19 protein-coding genes are annotated in these 23041 nt (G+C 66.9%); 10 read left to right on the top strand and 9 right to left on the bottom strand.

The genetic code is table 11. The features are described from left to right. Position 1 precedes the first annotated feature (1 nt). The 3 genes from ACORQU_RS06630 to ACORQU_RS06620 all read right to left on the bottom strand — a co-directional run bounded on the left by ACORQU_RS06630 (position 2) and on the right by ACORQU_RS06620 (position 4713). Complete coding sequence (locus ACORQU_RS06630) at positions 2-1192, bottom strand: ribonuclease H-like domain-containing protein (protein ID WP_491644022.1); 1191 nt, start codon at positions 1190-1192, stop codon at positions 2-4. A gap of 112 nt (positions 1193-1304) precedes the next feature. After that, positions 1305-3845 carry a DEAD/DEAH box helicase gene (locus ACORQU_RS06625; RefSeq protein ID WP_491644021.1) on the bottom strand — a complete coding sequence of 847 codons (2541 nt, stop codon included), beginning with the start codon at positions 3843-3845 and terminating at the stop codon, positions 1305-1307. A gap of 187 nt (positions 3846-4032) precedes the next feature. Further along, positions 4033-4713 carry an outer membrane protein gene (locus ACORQU_RS06620; protein ID WP_491644019.1) on the bottom strand — a complete coding sequence of 227 codons (681 nt, stop codon included), beginning with the start codon at positions 4711-4713 and terminating at the stop codon, positions 4033-4035. Positions 4714-5848: 1135 nt separating this feature from the next. On the opposite strand from ACORQU_RS06620, the gene ACORQU_RS06615 reads away from it, so the two are divergent. The 3 genes from ACORQU_RS06615 (at position 5849) to ACORQU_RS06605 (ending at position 7966) form a co-directional block, all read left to right on the top strand. Beyond that, complete coding sequence (locus tag ACORQU_RS06615; RefSeq protein ID WP_491644991.1) at positions 5849-6826, top strand: AI-2E family transporter; 978 nt, start codon at positions 5849-5851, stop codon at positions 6824-6826. Positions 6827-7010: 184 nt separating this feature from the next. After that, positions 7011-7469 carry a hypothetical protein gene (locus ACORQU_RS06610; RefSeq protein WP_491644017.1) on the top strand — a complete coding sequence of 153 codons (459 nt, stop codon included), beginning with the start codon at positions 7011-7013 and terminating at the stop codon, positions 7467-7469. After that, the gene (locus ACORQU_RS06605) at positions 7466-7966 is read left to right on the top strand and encodes a hypothetical protein (protein ID WP_491644015.1); all 501 of its coding nucleotides are present in this window, start codon (positions 7466-7468) and stop codon (positions 7964-7966) included. Before ACORQU_RS06610 ends, ACORQU_RS06605 begins: the two co-directional genes overlap by 4 nt. Before the next feature lie 36 nt (positions 7967-8002). Here ACORQU_RS06605 and ACORQU_RS06600 read toward each other — a convergent pair whose 3' ends face one another. The 5 genes from ACORQU_RS06600 to ACORQU_RS06580 form a co-directional block, all read right to left on the bottom strand. Next, positions 8003-8590 (bottom strand): hypothetical protein, encoded by a 588-nt coding sequence (locus tag ACORQU_RS06600; protein ID WP_491644013.1) that lies wholly within the window; start codon positions 8588-8590, stop codon positions 8003-8005. A gap of 84 nt (positions 8591-8674) precedes the next feature. Beyond that, positions 8675-9256 (bottom strand): TetR/AcrR family transcriptional regulator, encoded by a 582-nt coding sequence (locus ACORQU_RS06595; protein ID WP_491644012.1) that lies wholly within the window; start codon positions 9254-9256, stop codon positions 8675-8677. A 266-nt stretch (positions 9257-9522) separates the two neighbouring features. Further along, on the bottom strand, positions 9523-10671 hold the full coding sequence (locus tag ACORQU_RS06590) for a DUF6973 domain-containing protein (RefSeq protein ID WP_491644010.1): 1149 nt from the start codon (positions 10669-10671) through the stop codon (positions 9523-9525). Between the two features lie 34 nt (positions 10672-10705). Next, positions 10706-10993: a hypothetical protein gene (locus ACORQU_RS06585; protein ID WP_491644008.1), complete on the bottom strand. Its 288-nt coding sequence runs from the start codon at positions 10991-10993 to the stop codon at positions 10706-10708. A gap of 314 nt (positions 10994-11307) precedes the next feature. Beyond that, complete coding sequence (locus ACORQU_RS06580) at positions 11308-11679, bottom strand: YciI family protein (RefSeq protein ID WP_271648147.1); 372 nt, start codon at positions 11677-11679, stop codon at positions 11308-11310. Positions 11680-11984: 305 nt separating this feature from the next. On the opposite strand from ACORQU_RS06580, the gene ACORQU_RS06575 reads away from it, so the two are divergent. From ACORQU_RS06575 to ACORQU_RS06560, 4 genes are all read left to right on the top strand, one after another. After that, positions 11985-13799 (top strand): amidase, encoded by a 1815-nt coding sequence (locus tag ACORQU_RS06575; protein ID WP_491644006.1) that lies wholly within the window; start codon positions 11985-11987, stop codon positions 13797-13799. 748 nt (positions 13800-14547) lie between these two features. Continuing rightward, positions 14548-15021 (top strand): AbiV family abortive infection protein, encoded by a 474-nt coding sequence (locus tag ACORQU_RS06570; protein ID WP_491644004.1) that lies wholly within the window; start codon positions 14548-14550, stop codon positions 15019-15021. A gap of 69 nt (positions 15022-15090) precedes the next feature. After that, positions 15091-15615 (top strand): hypothetical protein, encoded by a 525-nt coding sequence (locus ACORQU_RS06565; protein ID WP_491644003.1) that lies wholly within the window; start codon positions 15091-15093, stop codon positions 15613-15615. 79 nt (positions 15616-15694) lie between these two features. After that, positions 15695-16201: a DUF2199 domain-containing protein gene (locus ACORQU_RS06560; protein WP_491644002.1), complete on the top strand. Its 507-nt coding sequence runs from the start codon at positions 15695-15697 to the stop codon at positions 16199-16201. Positions 16202-16390: 189 nt separating this feature from the next. On the opposite strand, the gene ACORQU_RS06555 is transcribed toward ACORQU_RS06560, so the two are convergent. Beyond that, on the bottom strand, positions 16391-16834 hold the full coding sequence (locus ACORQU_RS06555; RefSeq protein WP_491644001.1) for a hypothetical protein: 444 nt from the start codon (positions 16832-16834) through the stop codon (positions 16391-16393). A 157-nt stretch (positions 16835-16991) separates the two neighbouring features. On the opposite strand from ACORQU_RS06555, the gene ACORQU_RS06550 reads away from it, so the two are divergent. From ACORQU_RS06550 to ACORQU_RS06540, 3 genes are all read left to right on the top strand, one after another. After that, positions 16992-17315 (top strand): YdcA family protein, encoded by a 324-nt coding sequence (locus tag ACORQU_RS06550; RefSeq protein WP_491644000.1) that lies wholly within the window; start codon positions 16992-16994, stop codon positions 17313-17315. A 237-nt stretch (positions 17316-17552) separates the two neighbouring features. Beyond that, a complete protein-coding gene (locus ACORQU_RS06545; RefSeq protein WP_491643999.1) occupies positions 17553-22049 on the top strand; it encodes a PAS domain S-box protein in 4497 nt (1498 codons plus the stop codon). Further along, positions 22046-22981 (top strand): diguanylate cyclase domain-containing protein, encoded by a 936-nt coding sequence (locus tag ACORQU_RS06540; protein WP_491643998.1) that lies wholly within the window; start codon positions 22046-22048, stop codon positions 22979-22981. Before ACORQU_RS06545 ends, ACORQU_RS06540 begins: the two co-directional genes overlap by 4 nt. Positions 22982-23041 lie beyond the last annotated feature (60 nt).

Here is a 23041-nt window from a genome sequence, read left to right as displayed (position 1 = left end):
GCTACGGCGCTTCCTCGAACACCAGCACCTCCCGGTCGTCTTCCTCGGCCTGGACCAGGCGCTGGAGGAGCTGTGCCAGCGTGACCACGTCCTGGTGGTTGTGCTCGGCCACGCGGCGCAGGTTGCGGGCGCTGCCGCCGCGTAGGTAGGACAGCCACGCGGCAGGCGCTTCGGAACCTGGCAGGTCGTCTTCGCGCACGATGCGCAGCAGCTGGCGTTCGATGGTGGACAGCTTGCAGTTCTCCCAGGTGCCGCGATACCGGCGGCGCGTGGGGTGCAGCAGGTCCACGTGGTCCAGCGCCGACAGCGGTTCGACCTGGCGCGCCAGCCGGTAGCGGGCCTTGAGCAGCGGTGCGTCGTAGCTGCGCCCGTTGTAGCTGCACAGCACGGTCCGCGGCGACAGCCACTCGGCGAAGGTGCGCAGCATCGGGCCTTCGGCCGCCATCGTGGACATCATCAGCTGGCGGATGCGCAGGCCTTCGGCGCCGTCGGCCTGCACGTGCCAGTCGGCCGCGCCGATCATGAAGGCGCGCGTGCCGGTGCCCCCGGCCAGTCCCGTGGTCTCGGTATCGAAGAACAGCAGGTCACGCGGCGGCACCGCGTCCTCGTGGCGCCGCGCGAAGGCCAGCGACAGCGCAGCGCGCGGGATGGCCTGCGGCAGGAAGGCCTCGATCAGGTGCAGGCCCGGCGAGGTTTCGCGGCCGGGCAGCTGGCGATCCAGCGAGGCGGGTTTGCGTGCCGGGACAGACGCGGCGCCGGGCCTGCGTTCTCGTGTGGCGATCAGCTTGCGCAGCGCGTCCACGTTGCGCGGCTGCAGACTGCCACGTGGCGCTTCGTTGGCGGCGGGACCGGACGGTGCATCCATCCAGTCCAGGACCGAACGCGCGCGCTGCGGCTTGGCCACGTCCGCGCTGTGGTCGTGCGGCTCCCTCACATGCGTGGTAGCTGTGGCTGGCCGACCTGGATCGCCATCCGACAGCTGGTGGGAGAGATGTTGGTTCGTTTGGTTGAGGGCTGCCTGCTGCGGGCGCCGCGATGGCTGCACCGCCTGGGCGTTGGCAACCCCGGCAGACACCGGTGCAGCCGACGCGGCAGGTGCCTGAGTCGAAGACTGCGCCACAGGCGCCTCGCGCACGGTCCTGTCGCCCGCCTGTTTGCGCAGCGCTCGTAGCTTGTCCAGGCTCATGCTCATGGGCGCGGCCCGGTGTGGTGTGGGAGCGGCCATGGCCGCGATGGCTTGGCCGGGAAAGCCCGATCGCCGCCATGGCGGCTCCCACGCATGCAGGCTGGATCGCGTGCCGGAATCACGGCAGCGTCTCCAGCGCCGCGCGATCGTCTTCCAGCGCGTGCAGCGCCGGATCGAGCGGTGCGAACACTGGCTGGCCGTCGAAGGCCTCGCCATGCTGCACATCGGCGTCCAGGTCCGACAGCAGCGCCAGCACCTTCAGCGCCAGCGTCTTGGGCGAGGCACCCTTGGCGTCCTCGTGCGCGGCCAGCACCGGGCCGACGCAGGCCGGGCAACCGGCCTTGCAGTCGCAGCGCTGCACCAGCTCGCCCGCGCGCTGCACCAGTTCGCCCTGCCGCAGCCACAGCGGCTCGCTCAGGCCCACGCCACCGGGAAAGTTGTCATAGAGATACACGGTGGGCACGAAGGCCTGCTCCAGCTCCACCGTGCCTTCCTGCCCGTCCACGCCGCGCAGTTGCCCGCGGCCGGTCTGGTCGGCCATCGCGAACCACGCGCCATCGCCGTTGCCCACAGCCTTTTGCAGATCACGGGCATCGGCCATCACCGCCACCGTGGCGACCACGTGCAGCGCATACGAAGCCCCTAGGAACCCATCCAGCGCATCCTGCTTGCTGGCGAACGCCTTGCCCAGCGTCGCCTGCGGCAGCTGCCACCACAGCGCGGTGGTGTGCAATTCCTGGTCGGGCAGGTTGACCGGGCCGTAGCCGATGTTCTCGTGGGTGTAGTAACGGATCTTCTTGTAGCCGCTCACGCGCCGCACCACGTGCACCTCGCCGTGATGCGCATCGCCGCGTCCCGCCGGCCCGCCGTCGAAGCGCTCCAGCACTTTCAGCTTGGTATAGTCGATGCTGTCGGTGTAGTAGTCCACGTGGGTGCGGGTGACGTAGGCCTTGCGCCCGTCCCAGTCCAACCGCTCCACCTGGTAGGGCGTGGACTGGACCATGTGGATGGCGCCTTCGTACAGGGTCAGCGCCGCGGCCGAATAGTCCACCTCGGCGATGATGGTCTGCTTGCCGTCGGTCTTGTCGACCACCACGAAGTTGCCGTCGGCCACCGAGCGCAGGCTCACCGCGTTGGCCGGATAGCTGTCGGCGATCCACTCCCAGCGATCGCCTTCCTGGTGCACCACCTCGCTTTCGGCCAGGGCTTCCAGGTACACCAACGGATCGACCGGACCGAATGGCTCGCCCGCATTGAACGGCAGCTCGAACGCCGCGCAGCGGATGTGGTCGAACAGGATCAGCGGCTGGTCCGGCGCGGTGCGCGCATGCTCGGGCGGTGCATCGGCGAAGAAGTCCGGATGTCGCACCACGTACTGGTCCAGCGGCTGGCTACTGGCCACCAGTACGCCCAGCGATGGCTGCTGGCGCCGGCCGGCCCGGCCGAAGCGCTGCCACGTCGCGGCCACGCTGCCCGGATACCCATTGAGGATCACCACATCCAGGCTGCCGATATCCACGCCCAGCTCCAGCGCCGAGGTGCTGACGATGCCGTCGATGGTGCCCGCGCGCATGGCGCGCTCGGCCTCGCGGCGCTCGGTCGGCAGATAGCCGCCGCGATAGGCGCGGATGCGTGGAGCTTTGCGCGGGTCGTGGTCGAAGATGTCCTTCAGGTACTTGGTCAGCACTTCCACCATCAGCCGGCTCTGCGCGAACACCAGCGTCTTCAGGCCCGACTTGATCGCAATGCGCGCGATGCGGTTGGCCTGCGAGCGCGCCGAGGCGCGCAGGCCCAGGTCGGCATTGACCACCGGCGGGTTCCACAGCAGGACGTGCTTGTCGCCAGTGGGCGCGCCCGACTCGGTGATGGCGTGCACGCGGTCCTCGATCAGCGCCTCGGCATGCGCCTGCGGATTGCCGATGGTGGCCGAGCACAGGATGAATTGCGGGTTGGCGCCGTAGAACGCGCAGATGCGCTTGAGCCGGCGCAGCACGTTGGTGACATGGCTGCCGAACACACCGCGATAGGTGTGGATCTCGTCGATCACCACGTAGCGCAGGTTCTCGAAGAACTGCGCCCACTTGGTGTGATGCGGCAGGATCGCCTGGTGCAGCATGTCCGGATTGCTCACCACGATGTCGCCATGCAGGCGGATCGCCTGGCGCGCATCGCCTGGTGTGTCGCCGTCGAAGGTGAAGGCCTTGACCCCTAGCTCGCCGGCGCGATTGAGTTCCAGCAGCTCGGCCACCTGGTCCTGGGCCAGCGCCTTGGTCGGGAACAGATACAACGCCTTGGCCTTGGCCGTCATCGCCGCGCTCACCACGGGGAGCGTGTAGCACAGCGACTTGCCGCTGGCGGTGGGGGTGACGATGGCCACATGCGCGCCACGCTGGCTGGCCGACCACGCCTCGGCCTGGTGCGCGTAGAGCTGCTCGATGCCGCGTGCGCGCAGGGCTTGCGCCAACGCGGGCGGCACGTCCTCGGGGATCGGCGCATAGCGGCCCTCGCGCCCGGGCAGGGTGAAGCTGCCGGTGATGCGGTCGGCATAGCGGCGTTCCAGTCGCGCGGTGAGCAGCGCGCCGTCCTTCGATGGCTGCCCGTCGGTGGTGGCCAGGGCGCGCTCGGCGTCCTCGGTGCGGCGGGCCAGTGCGTGGGCCATGGCGGATCATCCCCAAAGACGCGTAGGGAAGCCCATGGTCGTCTCAGCGCGTGAGACGCCTTGCCGGCCAAGCACTTAGACGCCGGTGGGACCTTCAGGCCACCGATGCATTCGCTTGCTCGATACCGAACACGGGCACCCGAAGGTGCCCGTGCGGTGCTTTCAATGCGGCCTTGCAGGCGTTGGATCAGAACGCGTATTCAGCCGAGATGCCCAGCAGCGCGGTGGAGCGCTTGGGGCCATCGAACTTGTCGCCGGTGACCGGGTCGCGCAGTTCGCCGGACTTGGCGCGGAAGTAGTCGTAGTGCAGGCCCACGCTGAAGTTCTTGGTGGCATTCCAGCCGGTGCCCACGCCGGCATACCAGCTGTTGCGCCCGTCGTTGCCGCCGCTCTTCAAGCCCAGCTCCTGGCCTGCGGAGTTGTAGTAGTTGGCGTTGTTGTCCGAGGCGCGGAAGTAGCCACCGCGGGCGCCCAGGTACCAGGACGGGGTCAGGTTGAAGCGGGCATTGCCGCCTAGGGTCCAGCCGCGCAGCGCGTTCTCGCTGTCGTGCTCATCGACCGGGTCGTCGTTGAAGGCATTGCTGACCTTGATGTTGCCCAGGTCGGTGTATCCGCCTTCCACGCCCAGGCCCCACTGCGGGCCCAGCTTCCAGCGATAGCCACCGCCGAGCTGGTAGCCGGTACGGCGTCCGTCACGGCTGTGGAAGGTGTTGAAGTCGCCGCTACCAAAACGATCGGCCGTGCCGCCGTCGGTACGGCCCACACCGCCGGACACGAACCAGTTGCCCTGGCCAGTGGCCAGGTCCGGGCGATAGGTATCGCCACCGGCGCTCTGGGCAAAGGCGGCAGGCGCGGAAAGGGCAGCCACGATGGCTGCAGGGATCATGATTTTTTTCACTTATGACTTCCTTTAGTGCTGGGCGGTCCATGTCAAATCAAAGCGACATGCCGCAATTGGACGCCGACCGGACTGGGTGCGACGTGGGCGCCAGTAGAGACTTTTCGACCTGAAGCGCGTCGAAATATTCACGTTCTTCGAAGCTTCCTTTAACGCGTGATTCAAAGCGGGTTCAAAGGCATGAGCGTGGCGCGAAACTCAGTGCGAAAGTGAACTGCCGGACTAACATCAGCGCTAGCCGTGGCTGCTGAATACAGCGTCAAGCGGTTGCTTGACGGCTGCGCCTCGATTGCGGCGCTGCTTGCGTCGCGCGATGGAGATCGTTGCGGGCGGCGCGGTCTCGAGATGCGTTCGTGCCGAAGATTCGCGACCGCTCGCTTGGTCGTCATCCTCGATCAAGGTTGCCGAAGCCAAACGCTGCCTCATGGAGATGGGTGGCGGGCTTGTCCGGTGCGCCAACCGTGCTGGTGCTCGCGCCTGCCGATGGCATCGGTGGCACGCCCGCACGCATCCGGTTCGTTCCGTTGGCCGCATCAGCCCGCGCGTCGCGTGCGAGACATCCGCGTGGTTGGGTGAGGAATACACCGGCGTATCCGAGGCGGCGCTGAGCGGAGCATCCCCGGGAGCGATCGCAAAGCGGGCGTCTTCAACGCGGGCGCATGGTGAACGACCAACGCGCCTGGGGGACGGGCGCACTGCAACGGTGGGATGCATGCGCAGGCCGCCGCGCCACGCGACGATTCGGCGACAGCGTCGCAGACCCGCTGACGGAGGTGCACGACCCCGGTGGCCGCGGCGTGGGAACGCCACGTCTGGAGCGAGGTGCGGCCGATCTCCACCCCGGGATCGCCGTCGACACAGAGCAGCACCGGCCACCCTGTGGGTCGCAACGGCGGCGGTATCCAGTGTCGTCTCGGTCACACAGCCGGGAGAGCGAGGCCTTGCGGGACGCGGCCACGCGCTGGCGGATGGCCGCCTTCGCTCGCTGTGCACCTGCCCGCCGGCATTGTCGCGCCTTGCCCCTCCCGGATGCTCCCTGATGGAAGTCCCCGCCGCCCCCGCCCCGAGTCCCCTGCGCGCTTTCGCCGCGCGTGTGCTGGTCGTGCTGGCGTTGGGCGCGCTGGCGCTGCTAGCGTGGAAGCTGTCCGAACTGCTGCTGATCATCTTCGGCGCCGTGGTCGTGGCGGTCCTGCTGCACGGCCTGACGGCCTTGTTGCGGCGTGGCCTGCCGGTGCCGGAATGGGCGGCGCTGGGCCTGGTGATTACGTTGCTGGTCTTGCTGCTGGCCGGGGTGATGACGATGTTCGGTGCCGAGGTCGCCGGACAGATCGACGCCTTCCGCACCACGCTGCCGGCGGCCTGGAACAAATTCCACGCCTGGTTGCAGTCCGGCCCGCTGGGTCCGCAGCTGGAGGAGCTCCCCGATCAGCTGCGCCAGGGCGCCTCGACGCTGGCCACGCATGCCGGCGCGATCCTGCTCTCCGCCGGTGGTGGCATCACCGACGCGGTGCTGATGGCGGTCGGCGGCGTGTACCTGGCCGCGCAGCCGCGGCTGTATCGCCATGGCGTGTTGCGCCTGCTGCCGCTCGACCAGCGCGGCGTGGCCGACGAAGCGCTCACCGCCAGCGGCACCGCGCTGCGCGCCTGGCTGGGTGGCCAGCTGCTGGCCATGGCCGTGGTCGGCACGCTCACCGCGCTGGGCTTGTGGATGTTGGGCGTGCCGGTGGCCCTGGGCATCGGATTGTTGACCGCGCTGCTGGACTTCATTCCCATCGTGGGCCCGATCCTGGCGGCTGTCCCGGCCATCCTGCTGGGCTTTACCGTCAGCCCGCAGGTGGCGCTGGGCGCGCTGGTGCTGTTCGTGGCGCTGCAGCAGATCGAGGGCCATCTCCTGCAGCCGCTGATCCAAGCGCGCGTCGTGAACCTGCCGCCGGCGCTGCTGCTGTTTTCACTGTTCGGCATCGGTGTGTTGTTCGGGCCGATGGGCGTGGTCCTGGCGGCACCGCTGACGGTCGTGGTGTTCGTGCTGGTCCGGCATCTGTACGTGCGCCACGCGCTGGGCGATCAGGGCCAAGCCGCCTGACCTGCGCGGCAACGGAAAACAAGCCACGGCATCCCACGCGCTCGCTACAGTCCAGCCTGGCCGAGGCAAGGCAGGCGCGCGCATCCCTTGCGCACCGCCCGGCGCGCAAGGAGCGAAGCAGGTGAAGCGAGCACCACACATAGGGCGATGCATCGTCGTGATCGCCGGCTGGGTGGTCGCAGCGATGGCCCAAGCGCAGGATGTCGCCGAGGCCCCGCTCGCGGTCGCGCAGCAGGCGCCCCCCGCGACCGACGCGCCACCTTCTCGGCTCAGCGCCGGCGATGCGGTGCCCACCCTGGGCGAGGTCAAGGCGCTGCCGCCCGACGAGGAGGAGGCGCTGGATCTCTATCGCTTCCGCAATCCCATCCAGGTCGATCCCAATCCTTTTGCGAAGGGCTATCGCCCGCCACCCTCGCCGAAGGAGATCTCGGAGAACGGCGGCTATCTGGTCTACGGCCTGTCCAAGCTGATCGATGCGGCGGCCAAGGGGCTGCAGAACGTGCCGGGCGTCCGGGGCCAGATCGAGCCCGCCACCGCCAGGCCACCGCCGCTGAGCTTGGAACAGATGGACCGCGCCGCACGCGTCTGCGGCGCCGACGGTGCGGACTGCACGGCGCCAGCCGTCGTGCCCGCCTCGCCATGAGCCGCGTCGTGCATGCCTTTGGCGGTCTGGTGATCGGCGGCCTGTTCGGCGCGTCGCTGCCGTCCGCGGTGGCGCAACAAACCTCGACCCTTAGTGCGATGCAGGCCGCGCCTGCCACCACGCCCGCGGCCGAGCCAGCACCGTCCGCCGCTGTGGCCGCCGATGCCCGTGTGCCCACGCTGGGCCAGGTGCAGGCCCTGGCCCCGGAGGACACGCATGAGGCCCTGGATCTGCAGGCCTTCCGCAACCCGGTCACCGTCGACCCCAATACTTTCAGCAAGTCATACGCCCCGGGGATCAGCCCCGAGGAGATGGCGCTCAAGTACGACGGCTACGTCAATTATGGGCTCAACATGGGCTTGCTGCAGACCTGGAAAGGCATCAAGCGCATCACCGGCATGCGCCCCTACGAGCACCCCGCCAGCGCCCGCCTGCCGCCGCTGACGCAGGCGCAGATGCGCAGGGCGGCGCAAGGCTTGGAAACCGAGGACGAGTGACGCTCCGTCGCTTGTTTCAACCCTCGCGCTTCCCGCTCAGGACATGATCGATCGCCGCTTGCGGCGTTGCGCACCCACGGCCAGCCACAGTGCCGACAGCAGGAAGTAGACCGCGCCCACCGCCGCATAGCCGGCGATGCGGTCGATCGAGGGCATCTCCGGCTTCAGTGCCTGCTGCAGGAACAAGCCGCCGGCCAACGCTGACTGTGCGCCGCTGAGCATCATGGCCCACTGCCCGCCCACGGACTTGCGGCGTGCGATGGCAGCGCCAAGCTGCAGCAGGCCGGCGGCGATCGCCCAGGCGCCGTACACCTGCAGGACCGCATGCATGTCCGCGCGCAGGGCGATCAGGACGGCAATCGTGGTGGCGCCACTGACCAGCGCATTGATCGCTTGGCTGCGGTTGCGCGCCAGCCCGCCGCTGCACTTCGCATCGACCACGTTGGCCAGGGCATCCCAGGCGGGATAGATCACCAACAGGACGGCGGCCACGACAGGGACGTGCAGGCCAATGCCGAAGGCGGCCGCGACCCAGATGAGGGAGAACACGCCACGGCCGGTGTAGTAGCGGGTCAGCCAGCGCTGCGGGGCAGGTGAGGGGGAGGCATTCGAAAGCTGGTTCATGAGGAAACTCCGTTTGTTTGGGGTGCAGCGGGACGCTGGCGCACGCAGGCGTGCCCAGACCGGGGACAACCTTTGGAGGTGCGCTTAGCTGGGCGCGAGTCGCTCCAGCGCGCGCTTCATCACCACGCCGAAGACCTCCGGCTCGCCGTAGGCGCGAGCCGACAACATGGCGCCATGCACGGAGGCCATCAGGGCCTCGGCTTCCACGCCCGGCGTATCGACTAGCTGGAATTGGCCCTGCGCCGCGCCGCGCTCCAGCACGGCGGCCAGCCAGGTCGACAAGTCGCGGAAGTGCCCCTTCACCTCGGCGGCCACCTCGTCCGGCAGCTGCGGCAGTTCGCTGGCCAGCAGCGCGCAGACGCACAAGGGCGCCGTGCCGTCGGCAATGCAGCTTTCCCAATAGCCCACGTAGCGCTGCAACTGGAGCGCAGGGCTGGATGTGGTGCGCTCCAGCTCGGCCAGGCCCCAACGAGCCTCCTGCCGATAGCGTTCCAGCAGCACGTGGACCAGTTCGGCCTTGCTGGGGAAATGGTGGTGGATGCTGGGCTTGCGGATGCCGACGCGGCTGGCGATATCGGCATAGCTAAAGCCGTTATAACCGCCTGCCAAAAGCAGTGTGCGGGCCTGGAAGAGGATCTGGTCCGCGGTGGAGGGTGTCGATTGCATGCAGGCATACTACCTACTAGTAGGTAGGCATGCAAGTCTTTACCGATGCAAGGCAGCGAGGGGCTGCTCTGAAGCCCCGCTGGACCGTCGGCTCCAGCAGGTCTCGGCGTTGATCACCGGAGCGGTCAAGGTCCTGCAGGCGGGTGGCGCGATTACGTGAACTGGTTGAGACGGAAGTCGTCGCACTCGGAGTGGATCTCGTTGCGCATGCGATCACCGGAATCGCCGCGGAGGCAGCGGCCTGCGCACAGCCTGGGAGCACGCACTCAAGCCAGCGAACGCGCACCGTGGTTCGGGTCATCCTGCTGTGGCGCCAGATTCTGGCTAGCTTGAAGCGCAGTCTGACGCTGCTCGACCCGGGCAAGCTCACGAAACGAGGATTCAACCGAAGTGTTGATCGCCTGGTCGGTGGACATGTGCGCGCGCAGATGCGCGGGGTTGCTCGGATCACCCTGCACGATGAAGACTTTTTGTCCGGCCTGCACTTCAGCGGAGCGGACACTGAGCGCGAGATGGTCGACCCGCTCGAATCCGTTGGCGGCGGCGAGCGTCGTCAGACTTGCCTTCATGCATGCGCTGCCGTGGTCGGACTGACGGCCGAGTTGTTGGTCAAGCGCATCGACGTGGCATGACACCGATGCATAGAGAGCCCGGTGTGCATGATCGCTTCCGGGCTGATCGAGTCGCGTCGCACCCAGGTCGCTCGAGGTGCGCGGCTCAGGGGAGGTCGCTTGGGGCGTATCGAGTTTGGGCTCCAGCGAGTCGGTTGGCGAAAGCCCATGCTGGCCTACCTTGACCCAGTCGCTCCAGGCAAGATTTCCGTCTTTATCCACAACCATCATGCGGCCTTGGCTCACCGCATCACCGACGAATCCGGCGAGCTCCTCGGCGGACGCATCAGGGTGCTCCGCCGCGATCCTCCTGCCGACCTGATTGTTGTAGAGGTCCATCGCCTCGCGATTGGCGGGATTGTCAGGCAGTCCTTCGTGCGCCGTCCCATACGCACGCGCCCAGTCCTGACCAAATTCCTTTGCCATCAGGGCATTCCAGTAGGCGTGTCGAAATGCATCCCGATGCCCATCGTTGCCCTGCCACTCTCTGGTTCTGTCGGGTGGAACATGGGCGGGCAGCGCAGTATCTGGATAACGTCGTGCACTCTCGTCAAAAGCGCGATCGTGGATACCCTTGAAGTCCATCAAGCCATCGATGCCACGACTGGCGGTCATTGCGTTGAGGAGTTCCCCTTCGGTGCGCGTGATCCGTACCGTCGCGACGGGAATCGGAAGGACGCCGCCCAGATGCGGGTGGTACTTGATGACCTCCTCGCTGGAAACCTGATATTGCTGGCGAATCTCTTCTAAGTCTGGCCGGGGGCGCTGCTCCGAATGCGCTCCCCACTCTGGTTGATTCGACATGATCGTGTCCTTTTGATCAGAGGGTCTTTAAGCCTTACCAGCGGCTCCAGCGATGACTGACAAGCCTGTCGTCCTTGTACTCGACTCGATAGACCTCCCCGTCGATGCCGACCGACGAAACACCGAGCTCATACGTATCGATCCCCCTCTTCTGATCCGAGGCATCGGGTGGTCCGAGCAGATCAAGCACCTCTCTGCGACTCATCCCGGTGTGGAGCTTGGCTTCCAGGTCATCCACCATCGCGAGGCGCTTGTTCTCACGAAGATCGACGCCGCGCTGGGCTTTCCAAGTCGTAGAGTCGAAGTTTGCTGTGTCTTCCATGGCGCATGCCGAGAGTGAAAAGGAAAAGACGACGACAACGTATGCCGTCAGGCGCCAGAGGCGCGGTCTTATGAGCAGGGTCTCGCTGCCGCCCCGCTTTGGAGACCGAATGTAAGAAACGTGAGGCGGCTCCAGGCATTCAAGTCTGTGCGCTGATCTCATGCATCCTCCAATGATGCAGGGTCTTTCACGATCTTGATTAAAGCATAGGGCTCGTTTCCGGCTCCGACAACAAGGTCAGGTCGCCTTTCATCGAGTGGGATCCGTGTGCCGCAGCCGCATTTTGAATCTTGCATGCCGGGCGCTCATTCTCCTCACGGCACCAGATAGAAATCCAGTGGAATCAACTCCACCGCCCAATCGCCTTCCTCGCCGATCTGGGCGGCAGGATGCATGGAGGCAATGCGCAGCGCCTCGTCCTCGTTATCCGCCTCGATGATGAACAAGCCGCCGACGACCTCCTTCGATTCGGTATAGGGGCCATCGGTGATCTGGGTCTTGCCATCGCGCGGGCGCAGCGTGCGCCAGTGCTCCAGGTCGCCAAGCGAGGCCGACAACAGCAGCTTGCCGGTCGCACGCATCTTCTCGTCCAGCGCCGGGCACTGGCTCACGATGGCTTTCACCGCATCGGGGGACAGGGCCGCGAATTTCTCGGGAGTGAAGTAGGCCAGGCCGAGGTATTTCATGGGAGATCCTTGGATTGGGAAGCGCACTGACGACGAAGCAGTCGGCCGCAAATCGACAATAGCGCTGGCGGCGTGCGGGGTGGTGGCGGGCCGGGAGGTTTTCGGCCCGGGCGTGGATCACCTGTCCATCGACCTCCCGCCTGCCCGGGACAAGCGATGCCCACAAAAGCACGCCTGCCAAGCGGCAGCACGTCCGGACCGAGATGCGTTCCCAGCGCACTGGCTTTCCGCTACGTTCCGGTGGCGGGGCCACGCCCCGCATCGACAGCCACGCGCGCCTGCCTGGGCGCACATCGGAGAGCACCATGAAAACGCGTCGCGATTTCCTGACCCAGGCGCCCGTCGGCCTGCTGGGCGCCGTGGTGGCCGGCAGTGCCACCGCCCAGACCGGCGCGCAACTGCCGGCCACGCCGCCGCCACCGCCGCCGGGTTCGCCCGGAGCGTTCAATACCGCGCCGCCGGTGGGGCCCAAGCTGGAGACCGCCACCTTCGCCCAGGCGGAGAAGCTGATGCAGGTGACGATGACCGAGCCGCAGCGGGCCATGGCGGTCGCCAACTGGCCGACCTCGCTGGCCGGCTTGCTGGAGCGTCGCACCGGCCCGCGCAAGGTCGCACTGGAAGAGGGGCTGGCGCCGGCCACCACCTGGTTCCCGGCGATGGGGCGCGCGCAGGTCGGCCCGGCGCGTGATCGCTTCATGCCGTCCAAGGTTGCCGAGATGCCGCTGCCGGCGAAAGACGAGGACATCGCCTTCGCCTCGGTTGCTCAGCTGGGCGCGTGGATCCGCACGCGCCAGCTCACTTCCACCCGCCTGACCAAGCTCTACCTTGAACGTTTGAAGCGCTTCGACCCGCAGTTGCGCTGCGTGATCACCCTGTGCGAGGCACACGCGCTGGAGCAGGCCGCGCAGGCCGACCGGGAGATCGCCGCTGGCCACTATCGTGGCCCGCTGCACGGCATCCCGTGGGGCGCCAAGGACCTGCTCGATACCGCTGGCATCCCGACCACCTACGGTGCCGAGCCGTTCAAGCATCGGGTGCCAGAGGACGATGGCGCGGTGACCCGCAAGCTCAACGCGGCCGGCGCGGTGCTGGTGGCCAAGCTCAGCCTGGGTGCGCTGGCGCTCAACGACATCTGGTTCGGCGGGCAGACCATGAACCCGTGGTTGCCACAGGAGGGTGCCTCCGGCTCCAGCGCAGGGCCCGCCGCGGCCACGGCGGCGGGGCTGGCGGCCTTTGCCATCGGCAGCGAAACCCAGGGCAGCATCATCAGCCCGTGCATGCGCTGCGGCGCCACCGGGCTGCGACCCACCTATGGGCGCGTGCCGCGCACCGGCGCCATGACCCTGTGCTGGACCATGGACAAGCTGGGCCCCATCACCCGTTCGGTGGAGGACACCCTGCTGGTGCTGCAGGCCATCCACGGCACCGACCCGGGCGACACCGCCAGCGTGGCCGCGCACCTGGACTACGACGCAGGTGCCTCGATCAAGGGCCTGAAGGTCGGCTACTTCCCCGCCTGGATGCAGGAGGCGCCGGCCACGGAGCTGGACCGCGCCGCGCTCGACGACCTGCGCGCACTGGGCCTGGTCCCCACCGAGGTGTCATTGCCCGATTGGCCCTACGACGATCTCAACCTGCTGCTGTTCGCCGAGGCCGCTGCCGCCTTCGAGGAACTCACGCTTTCAGGCCAGGTTGAACAGCTGAGCGAGCAGACCCCGGACGCGTGGCCCAACCTGTTCCGCGAGGCGCGCTTCCTCTCCGCGGTGGACTTCGTGCAGGCCGACCGCCTGCGCCGCAAGGTGGCCGCGGAGATGGCGCGCGTGATGGGCGAGGTGGACCTGCTGCTGGTGCCCTCACTGCGCGACGAGATGATGGTCATCTCCAACATGACCGGCCAGCCCGCGCTCACCCTGCGCACCGGCTTTGTGGAAGTCAGCCAGGTCCGCAGCGATTGGGCACCCGATCCCAAGCACCCGCGCCCGACGCTGGCCAAGCCGCACCGCGTGCCCTACGGCGTGACCCTGGTTGGTCGATTGTTCGAGGAAGGCACGCTGGGCCGCGTCGGCCGCGCGCTGGAAGCGAAGGTGGGCGTGGCGGGGGAGCGGCCGGTGGGGTTTTGAGGGTTGGGGCGCCCGGCCTGCTGAAAGACGCTGAGGGGGGCGGATGCGAAGCGCGGTGCAGAGGGAAAGGAGGTTAAGAACTGCATTCCAACTCCAGTTCCCGTCACCGCATCCACAGTGTCGTCACGAAGGGGTGCGCGCATGCGAGGTGGCTCGCAACCATTGATAACGGGGCCGGACCGGACGCACCGAGATCATCCGGCGGAGGGCTCCTGCCCGGTTTCGATCTTCGTGGCCGCGCACTCCTTCTCGAGCTAACGCCATCCAACACCCGTAAACGTTGCGGCCCGCGACGTGGACGGAACTCCGCGCAATATCGGGGTATGCGCGCCCCGTGATGTTGTACCGGGGCCTGCCCGCCCCCTATCCGGACACGCGGCGAGCAACTCACGCGCTCAATGGCGCCGCAAGCACCTGATTACTTTCGGGAATTCTAAATTGACGCCGCCAGCGGCGACAGCACAGAATCCGGATAACGCCCCTTCGAGGGGTCTACTAGTAGTTAGGCGTGTGCCTTCTACTCTGGCTTGGTGCTCCCGGTTGCACCAGCCACCGCGCCAGCTGATAGTTGGCAGGTCATCTCAACGGACGGACAACGTGGCAAGCCCTGCATCGGACGCAGTACAAGACAATCGGCCTACCGGCCCGCACGCCCTGCCGGCCACCTGCGTTGGGCCATCCAGGCCTAACAAGTCAATCAAGCCGAAGCCGCTCCGCGGCTCGGCTTATTTCCAGCGTTAGCAGGCAGATGATCCTTTATCGCGACTGGGCGAAGAGCGCCGCAGACAACGCCACTCAACTCGTAGTTGAATCCCGGCTATTGGAGAGACACGGGCATCTGCCAAGGGCTTATTACTTGTGTCACATGTCGATTGAAGAGTCCTCAAAATCTATTCTGTTATCGGCTTCGTACCAGAATGGTGTAGAAGCATCTCAGCTCCCCAAAATCAAATCTCTCTTGCGCGACCACAAGAAGAAGATCTCCCTTGTTGTTCAGCTGGCTAGAGAGACATCACCAATTCTTGCGGAGGCGCTACAAGGCAAAGAGGCTGAGCTCGTAGATCACATCAACAGCCTCAAGAACGACACGATGTACGTTTCACTTGGGGCCGAGAAGATCACCACTCCGGAGGAGAGGATCAAGCAAGTGCAGGTAGAGGCCCACCTCCAGTTGGCGGAGCGCATGGCGCAGTGGGCTGGTGCCATGAGCTCTGCCTGCTAACAATTCATTCAAGCCGAACCCGCTTCGTGGGTCGGCTTAACTCATGTGTTAGGCGTCTTGAGCACCGCTATGACCATTCCACTGGAGACCTGGTACCTCCTGCGTGACCTCATCGACGACGGTGATGCCGTCCGCGCTCGGTTTGTTCCAGATCACTTCAACGCTGAGATCGTTGAGCCAGTCCTGGTTCTGACAGTGCATCACCCCGACGATCCTAGAGGCGCAAAAGAGAAGCTCAATCGGTTTCGCGAAGAGTGCCTCATTGAGGTCTGCATTTCGGAACAAGAGGCGGAGCTGTGGGCCGAGTACGACGATGCTGCTTCATTGATATCTGGGCAGTCGGTTACGTCGCAACGCGAGGACTATTCATCGGCAGACCTACTTCACGTAATTGCAGATCTGGCCACCCATCTAAATAGCACTCAAGCTCAAGTTGTTGCTCTTCTAAACAAGAGCCACGAAGTCAAATCCTTCATCGGAGAGTTGCTGCATCGGGCCACAACCAAGAAGAACTTGACGACGAAGCCGACGACGGCAGTTGATGCACAAATCCAAGTTCTGGAGAGAGTCCTTGAAAAATTTCGAGACGCCTAACCAGTCGCTCGAGCCGACTCGCGTCGGCAAGCCGCCGCTCGCGGCTCAGCTTCAACGTTAGGCCTGCTTTGACAGACCCATGACGATCTCACAGACCTGCTCCAGCTGCGGGCAGATCCACGCTCTCGACGACATGGAGCTGACCTTTGCTCGTCCGGAACCCATCGACCAAATACCAGAAGCTGAGCGAGCAGGTCGGGTCAAACAAACCAAGGATTTGGCGTCCATTGGAGATGACAGATTCTTTGTCAGAGCGGTTCTTCCCTTACCGGTTCAAGACCGCAAACTCCCGTACAGCCTTGGCGTATGGGCGGAGGTCACAGAGGAGGCGTTCTTTCGTATCTTGGATCTGTGGGACGATCCTCAGCAGGACAAGGAGCCCGCATTCCCTGCGACCTTACAGAACCGGTTGCCTCACCTGCCAGAGACCTGCGATTTGCCGGTAACGCTGCATTTGACTGGTCCTAAAACACGGCCACGACTTGTCGTGCCGCCGTCAGGCCACCCGCTGCATAAGCAGCAATGGCAAGGTGTGACAGCGCACGTCGCAAACCAGTACACGCTAGGCCGTGGCGCGCAGGTCTAACAATTTCTTCAAGCCGACGCCGCTTCGCGGCGCGGCTTAAGTCAGCAACTGTCTTCTGATGGGTGGTCGGGTCGCCAGGGAAGTCCTGGCCATCAGTTCATCGCGGCGCCGCGCATTTACGGTCGTTAGCAGCTTGCGCATGCAGGCGCGCCAGCGCTGAACAACCGGGGTCAGAGTGTAATTGCGCCTCTACCCACCCTCACACCGCTGCCATCCCCCTTCCGTCGCCGACACCTGCTCCCAGCCGTTGCTCAGGCGCTTGAGGGCGCGGCCGCTGACGCAGGCGTAGCCCAGCTTCTTGGCTTCGGGCGTGCCCAGTGCGGGGAGCGCGATGACCGAGCGCGAGGGGGCGGGTTTGCCCTGACGTTGTGCTTCGTTCTGGAGCAGGGTGTGCTCCAAGCCCTCGCAGTATCGGACCATGCCGGGATTGGGATGGTGGCGGTACTGCTCGCAGTGCAGCGGCGTGGCGTCCCTGGCCGTCGAGCTGTAGGGCTGGTGCGTGGGGGGAATGTAAGGGCGATGCGAGGTGCCGACCGCCGCGCGGGTCTGTGCGGTGGTGGGCGAGGCCAGGGCCATGGCCGCGGCGATCAGGCCCAGCGATGCCGTGCGGATGGCGGCCGTGATGCGTTCCATGCGATGCCCCTTTGTGCGTCCACGCCGATCGTAACTAAGCCGGAGGCTGTTGCGCGTGGGGTGATCGGGATTGGCGGGTGAGGCGATGCGCACACGCCACGTGTGGTTTAAGGTCCTTGCCTGTCGCTGCAGGGGGCCGCGGCGTCGGGGGAGTCGCATGTTCAAGCCAATCGCGCGGTTGCTGGTGCTGTTCGCGCTGACCATGGCGATGGGCGCGTTGGCCAATACGCCGTGTTCGGGTGCCAAGGGTGGGGTGCACCACTGCGCCAACGGCCGCTTCGTCTGCAACGATGGTTCGGTCAGTGCATCCAAGCGGGTGTGCGGCGGCGGCGAAGGTCCGACGAGTGCTCAGCACCTGACACCGCCGCCGGCCGCGTCCGGCAGCTGTCCCTGCAGCACGGGCACGTTCTGCACCGGGCCGCGTGGCGGCCGCTACTGCCTCACCCCATCGGGTCACAAGAGCTATATCCCGAGGGACTGACTCCCGGGCGCCCCCGCTGGTCGGCGCGTCGTTGCTCGCGGTGTATCCAGGATTTCTGCGCACAGGCGAAACGTCGTATCAGGCCAAACGTGCGCCGCGGCTCAGTTTCCACCTCTGTAATCGCTCCCTGGAGCCTGCGCCATCAAGTCCGCCTGAAGCGGGCCGATGCCCGGGGCGGGAACGTCGTCGTTGTCGGGAGTGATCCGGCATCGCGGCGTGGCGTGGGGACATCGGGGTATGGGCAAGACGCAGCGCGCAACATCCACGGAGCGACGGACCGTCTGGCAGGGCGGTCTGCTGGTGCTGTGTGCCGGGCTGCTGGTGACGGCCGGGCTGGTCCGGCGCGAGCATCTTCACGGCCAGCAGGAGTTGCAAGCCGCCGTGCGCGCCGACACCGAGCTCTACGCCAGCCAGATCAGCGGTGCGATCCATCGCTACCACGCCGGCCTGCGCGGCCTGCGCGGTGCGGTGCTGGCTTCGGAATACGGTGAGAAGCACGCCGACCTGAATGTCTACAGCAGCGCTCAGGACCTGGAGCTGGACTTCCCCGGTGCGGTGGGGCTGGGGTTCGTCCGACGCGTGCCGCCGTCGCAGCTGGAGGCGTATCTGGCCCACATGCGGCGCGAAGGCCTGACCGACATGAAGCTACGGCAGTTCGCCCCGCACGAGGGCGACCTGTACATCATCGAATCGCTGCAGCCCATCGCGCGCAACCAGGCGGTGATCGGCCTGGACCTGGCTTCGGAGACCAGCCGACGCGAGGCGGCCGACGCCGCCGCGCGCAGCGGCGAGCCGCGCCTGACCGCGCCCATCACCCTGGTCCAGCAGCCCGACCATGCGCGGCAGGGCGTGCTGCTACTGTTGCCGGTCCGTGCGCCGACAGGCGCGGCGCGCGCCGACGGTCCACAGGGCGTGATCGGCTGGGCCTATCTGCCACTGCTGCTGGACGAGGTGCTGCTGCAGCTGGAGCCGGAGCGCTGGAACCTGTCGGTGCAGATCGCCGACGTGACCGATGCGCACGACCAGACCCCGTTCTACGCGTGGGCGCCGCCACAGACGCCTGCCCTGTCCCACACGGTGGTGGACCGCCAGGTCGATGGTCGTCATTGGCGCATGACCTTCGGGGTGTTGCCCACCTTTCCGGGCGCCGATCCCACGGCGACGTTGGTGCGCCTCGTCGTGGCCGGTGTGGGGGCCAGCGTGGCGCTGGCGCTGATGACCAGCATGCTGCTGCTGCGTCGTCTGCGCCGGGCGCGCACGCGGCGTCAGCAGGAGCTGCTGGAGGCAGTGGTCCATGGGTCGGCCGACGGCATCATCGGCAAGCGCCTGGACGGGGTGGTGATGAGCTGGAACCGCGCCGCCGAGACGCTGTTCGGCTATACCGCCGAAGCGGCGATCGGGCATCGCCTGCTCGATCTGATCGTGCCCGAAGCGCTGGCCCACGAGGAAGAGGCGGTGCTCAAGCGCATCGGACGTGGCGAGGTGATTCCGAACTTCGAGACGGTACGCCGCCGCGCGGACGGGACGCAGGTGGACGTGCTGGTCAGCGTCTCGCCGATCTACGACGCGGACGGGCGCGTGGTGGGGGCGTCCAAGACCGTGCGCGACATCTCCGAACAACGCCGGGCGCGCGAGCAGATCCTGCAGCTCAATGCGCGCCTGGAAGAGCAGGTGGCTGTCCGGACCGCCGAACTCACCGCGTCGAACGCGCTGCTGCAGGGCGTGCTGCATGCGGCGTCGGAAGTGGCGGTCGTGGCGACCGATACGGCCGGCACCATCGTGCTGTTCAACTCCGGCGCCGAACGCATGCTGGGCTACCGGGCCGATGAGCTGGTTGGCAAGCACACCCCCCACGTGTTCCACGTGCAGGCCGAGATCGATGCCCGCAGCGAGGAACTCGAGCGGACGTACGGCGTCACGCTGAAGGGCTTCGATGTCCTGGTGGAGGTGGCCCTGCGTACCGGTGTCCAGACCCGCGAGTGGACCTATCTGGACAAATCCGGGCACGGTCGCCCGGTCAATCTGTCGGTCAGTACGATCCGAGACGCCGATGGCGTGCTGACCGGCTATCTGGGTGTGGCCTTCGACATGAGCGAGCAGAAGGCGGCCGAGCGCAAGCTGTCCTACGCCAACCAGCAGCTGTCCATGGCCACCGACGCGGCCCAGCTGGGGATCTGGGACCACGACCTGGACAGCGGCGCACTGGACTACAACGCACGCATGGCCGAGATCTACGGCTGGCCGTTGCCAACGCCGGGGTACACGATCACCTTCGAGGACTGGCGGCGCAGTGTCCATCCCGACGACCTGCCCTGGGTGGAGGACTTGCTGCGTCGCTCGTTGACCGATGGCAGCGAATACGCGCCGGTGTTCCGCATCATCCAGAGCGACGGCGCCATCCGCCACATCCAAGCCGCCGCCTATGCCGAGCGCGATGCCCATGGCGCGGTGGTGCGCCTGGTGGGCATCAACCGCGACATCACCGGACAGCTGGAACTGGAGCAGGCGCTGCGCGATGCCAAGGCCGCGGCCGACCACGCCAATCAGGCCAAGTCCGAGTTCCTGGCCAACATGAGCCATGAAATCCGCACCCCCATGAATGCGGTGCTGGGTATGCTGCAACTGCTGGGACGCAGCCGCCTGGCGCCCTCGCAATCCGAGTACGTGCGCAAGGCGCAACTGGCCGGCGGCATGTTGCTGCAGTTGCTCAACGACCTGCTTGACTACTCCAAGATCGAAGCGGGCAAGCTCCAGCTGGATCCGCATCCGTTCTCGCTGGACACGCTGCTGCAGGAGTTGGGCGTGGTGCTGTCCTCCACCCTGGGGGACTCGGACGTGGAGATCGTCTATCAGGCATCGCCCGAAGTTCCGCTGGAACTGGTCGGCGACAGCCTGCGGTTGCGCCAGGTGCTGATCAACCTGGCCGGCAATGCGATCAAGTTCACCCACTCGGGCAGCGTGTGCATCCGCCTGGCGCCTGCGCCGGTGGACCATACGATGGCCGAGGGCACCGCCTGGCTGCGGGTGGAGGTGGAGGACACCGGCATCGGGATCTCACCCGAGCAGTTGGCGCGGTTGTTCAAGGTGTTCACCCAGGCCGAGGCGTCGATCAGCCGGCGCTATGGCGGCACCGGGCTGGGGCTGGTGATCTGCCAGCGCCTGGTGCAACTGATGGGCGGCACGCTGCAGGTGGCCAGTCGGCCGGGCCAGGGCAGCCGGTTCTGGTTTGACATCCCCATGCAGCTGCAGCCCGGCGCGCGGCGCCTGGGCACGGCGCTGGCGTGCTGCCCGGGCGGGGGACTGCATGTGTTGGGCGGCAGTCACGCGCTCTGCGGCTTGGCAGGGGCGCTGGCCCAGGCCAGTGGCCTGGACATGCGGCATTCGGCGGTCGATGCGATCGAGCCCGCCGGGATCGCGGCGGATTGCCGGAGCGTGGTGATGGAGTGGCATCCCGAGCGCGCCGCGCAGGTGCTGGACCTGGCAAGAGCCCTGCGCGCCCGTGCCGCCCCACCGCGGCTGGTGGTGGTGTCCAGCCATGCCAGGGCCCTGCAACGCGCACAGCTGGACGATGCGGCATGGCCCTTCGACGCGACCCTGGCCAAACCGGTCACCGCCCTGCAACTGGGCGCTGCCCTGTGCGCCACGTCGACCTCGCCCGCGCTGCCGCCGATCAGCGACGACCTGCCCCTGGCCGCCGTCCACGTGCTGGTGGTCGAAGACAATGCGATCAACCGCGAGGTGGCCGCCGAGCTGCTGGTCGCCGCCGGCGCCACCGTGGAGCTAGCCGAGGGCGGGCGTGACGGCGTGGCCCGTGTGTTGGGCAAAGGCGAACCGCTGGACGCGGTGTTGATGGATATGCAGATGCCCGACCTGGATGGGCTGGAAGCCACGCGCGAGATCCGTCGTGATCCGCGCATGGCCCAGCTGCCGATCCTGGCGATGACCGCCAACGTCTCCACCGATGACATGGCCGCCTGCACCGCCGCGGGCATGAACGGCCATGTCCCCAAGCCGATCGAGTCCGCGCGCCTGGTCGCCAGCCTGCTGGCGCTGTTGCCCGCCCGGGCCGAGCGCGGCGCGCAGGTGGCGGCAACCGCCCTGGCGCAGGCCGAGGCCGATGTGGATCCCGAGGCGGATGCCATGGTCGAGCCGATCGCGCGGGTCCTGGATCGCCTGGGAGGCAATGCGGCCCTGCTCCAGCGCGTGCTGAAGCAGTTCGATGACCAGGCGCGACTGCAGCTGGACGCGGGCGAGCAGGCGCTGTCCCACGGCGACTTGGCCGAGGCGGCCGGGCGCATGCATACCTTGCGCGGCATGGCCGCCAACCTGGGTGCCGTGGCCCTGGCGCTGGCCTGCGGTGAATTGGAAGACGGGTGCAAGCGGGGCCTGGCGCCACCGGCGCAGGCAGTCCTGGCGCTGCGTGGGCTGACGGGCCGTTCGATCGAGGCGCTCCAGCACGCCCTGGCGACACGGGTGCAGGTGCAGGTCGGCGCCGCGTCCACACCCGCACCTTCCTTGCCGACCCTGGAGAACGTGAGCGATCAACTGGAGGCGCTGGCCGTGCTGGTGGGGGAGTCCAACCTGGCCGCGCTGGAGCTGTTGACCGACATGCCGGCGGCCATCGATGGACCGCAGGGCGCGCACTACGCGCAGCTCCTGGAGCTGGTGAATCTGCTGGATTTCCAGGGTGCCAGGGTGGCACTCGAGACCTTGCGTTGCGGGAGCGCGCAATGAACCAACAACCGACCTGGGGATGGCCCACGAACCGACTGCCGCGGGTGCTGGTGGTGGACGACCAGGCCATCAACATCCGCGTGGCCTTCGAGGCCCTGCGCGGGGACCACGAAGTGTTCATGGCCACTTCCGGCGAACAGGGCCTGCAAGTTTTCCGCGATGCCCGTCCGGACCTGGTGCTGCTGGACGTGGTGATGCCGGGCATGGACGGGCACGAGGTCTGCAGCCAGATCAAGGCCGGCCCCGATGGCGCGGATGTGCCGGTGATCTTCATCACCGGGCATGACAGTGACCAGGCGCAGGTGCAGGGGCTGGGCCATGGCGCGGTGGATTTCATCGCCAAGCCATTCCACCCCGAGGTCTTGCGCGCCCGCGTGCGCAACCACCTCCTGCTGAAGTTCCAGACCGACTACCTGCGCTCGGCCGCGCTGTACGACGGCTTGACCGGCCTGGCCAACCGGCGCCATTTCGAGGAGGTCTTCGCAGGCCGGTGGCGCGCGGCCGAGCGCAACGCGCAGCCCTGCGCGGTGCTGATGATCGATGTGGACCATTTCAAGCAATACAACGACTGCTACGGCCACCAGGCTGGCGACGAGTGCCTGCGCCAGGTGGCCGGGGCAATCGGCAAGGCGCTGATGCGCCCGATGGATCTGGCCGCGCGCTATGGCGGCGAGGAATTCGTCTGCCTGCTGCCCGAGACCTCGCTGCCCAACGCCGGTCCGGTGGCCGAGCGCCTGCTGTGCAACGTGCGCGAGCTGGCCGTGCCGCATGCCGCTTCCGGCGCCGCGCCGGTGGTGACGGTCAGCGTGGGCATCGCGACCGGCCTGGCCGGTTCGGGACGGGCCCCACAGGATCTGCTGGCCGATGCCGACGCCCAGCTCTACCGGGCCAAGGCCGCTGGTCGCAATCGCGCGTGTGCCGCATCTGACTGAGGCCACGTGGTGCGGGTCGCGTGCGTGGGCGATCCGGGTGTCACGCGCGATGGAGCCTCG

It is taken from the genome of Pseudoxanthomonas sp. JC1303, assembly GCF_058448525.1.
This window is presented reverse-complemented; position numbering and strand designations above follow the sequence as displayed.

Coding starts and splice junctions, on each gene's coding strand:
- ACORQU_RS06595 (WP_491644012.1), bottom strand. CDS start 9,256: ATGCAATCGACACCCTCCACCGCGGACCAGATCCTCTTCCAGGCCCGC.
- ACORQU_RS06550 (WP_491644000.1), top strand. CDS start 16,992: ATGTTCAAGCCAATCGCGCGGTTGCTGGTGCTGTTCGCGCTGACCATG.
- ACORQU_RS06545 (WP_491643999.1), top strand. CDS start 17,553: ATGGGCAAGACGCAGCGCGCAACATCCACGGAGCGACGGACCGTCTGG.
- ACORQU_RS06565 (WP_491644003.1), top strand. CDS start 15,091: ATGACCATTCCACTGGAGACCTGGTACCTCCTGCGTGACCTCATCGAC.
- ACORQU_RS06630 (WP_491644022.1), bottom strand. CDS start 1,192: ATGAGCATGAGCCTGGACAAGCTACGAGCGCTGCGCAAACAGGCGGGC.
- ACORQU_RS06590 (WP_491644010.1), bottom strand. CDS start 10,671: ATGTCGAATCAACCAGAGTGGGGAGCGCATTCGGAGCAGCGCCCCCGG.
- ACORQU_RS06555 (WP_491644001.1), bottom strand. CDS start 16,834: ATGGAACGCATCACGGCCGCCATCCGCACGGCATCGCTGGGCCTGATC.
- ACORQU_RS06540 (WP_491643998.1), top strand. CDS start 22,046: ATGAACCAACAACCGACCTGGGGATGGCCCACGAACCGACTGCCGCGG.
- ACORQU_RS06610 (WP_491644017.1), top strand. CDS start 7,011: ATGGCCCAAGCGCAGGATGTCGCCGAGGCCCCGCTCGCGGTCGCGCAG.
- ACORQU_RS06575 (WP_491644006.1), top strand. CDS start 11,985: ATGAAAACGCGTCGCGATTTCCTGACCCAGGCGCCCGTCGGCCTGCTG.
- ACORQU_RS06585 (WP_491644008.1), bottom strand. CDS start 10,993: ATGGAAGACACAGCAAACTTCGACTCTACGACTTGGAAAGCCCAGCGC.
- ACORQU_RS06580 (WP_271648147.1), bottom strand. CDS start 11,679: ATGAAATACCTCGGCCTGGCCTACTTCACTCCCGAGAAATTCGCGGCC.
- ACORQU_RS06560 (WP_491644002.1), top strand. CDS start 15,695: ATGACGATCTCACAGACCTGCTCCAGCTGCGGGCAGATCCACGCTCTC.
- ACORQU_RS06600 (WP_491644013.1), bottom strand. CDS start 8,590: ATGAACCAGCTTTCGAATGCCTCCCCCTCACCTGCCCCGCAGCGCTGG.
- ACORQU_RS06625 (WP_491644021.1), bottom strand. CDS start 3,845: ATGGCCCACGCACTGGCCCGCCGCACCGAGGACGCCGAGCGCGCCCTG.
- ACORQU_RS06570 (WP_491644004.1), top strand. CDS start 14,548: ATGATCCTTTATCGCGACTGGGCGAAGAGCGCCGCAGACAACGCCACT.
- ACORQU_RS06605 (WP_491644015.1), top strand. CDS start 7,466: ATGAGCCGCGTCGTGCATGCCTTTGGCGGTCTGGTGATCGGCGGCCTG.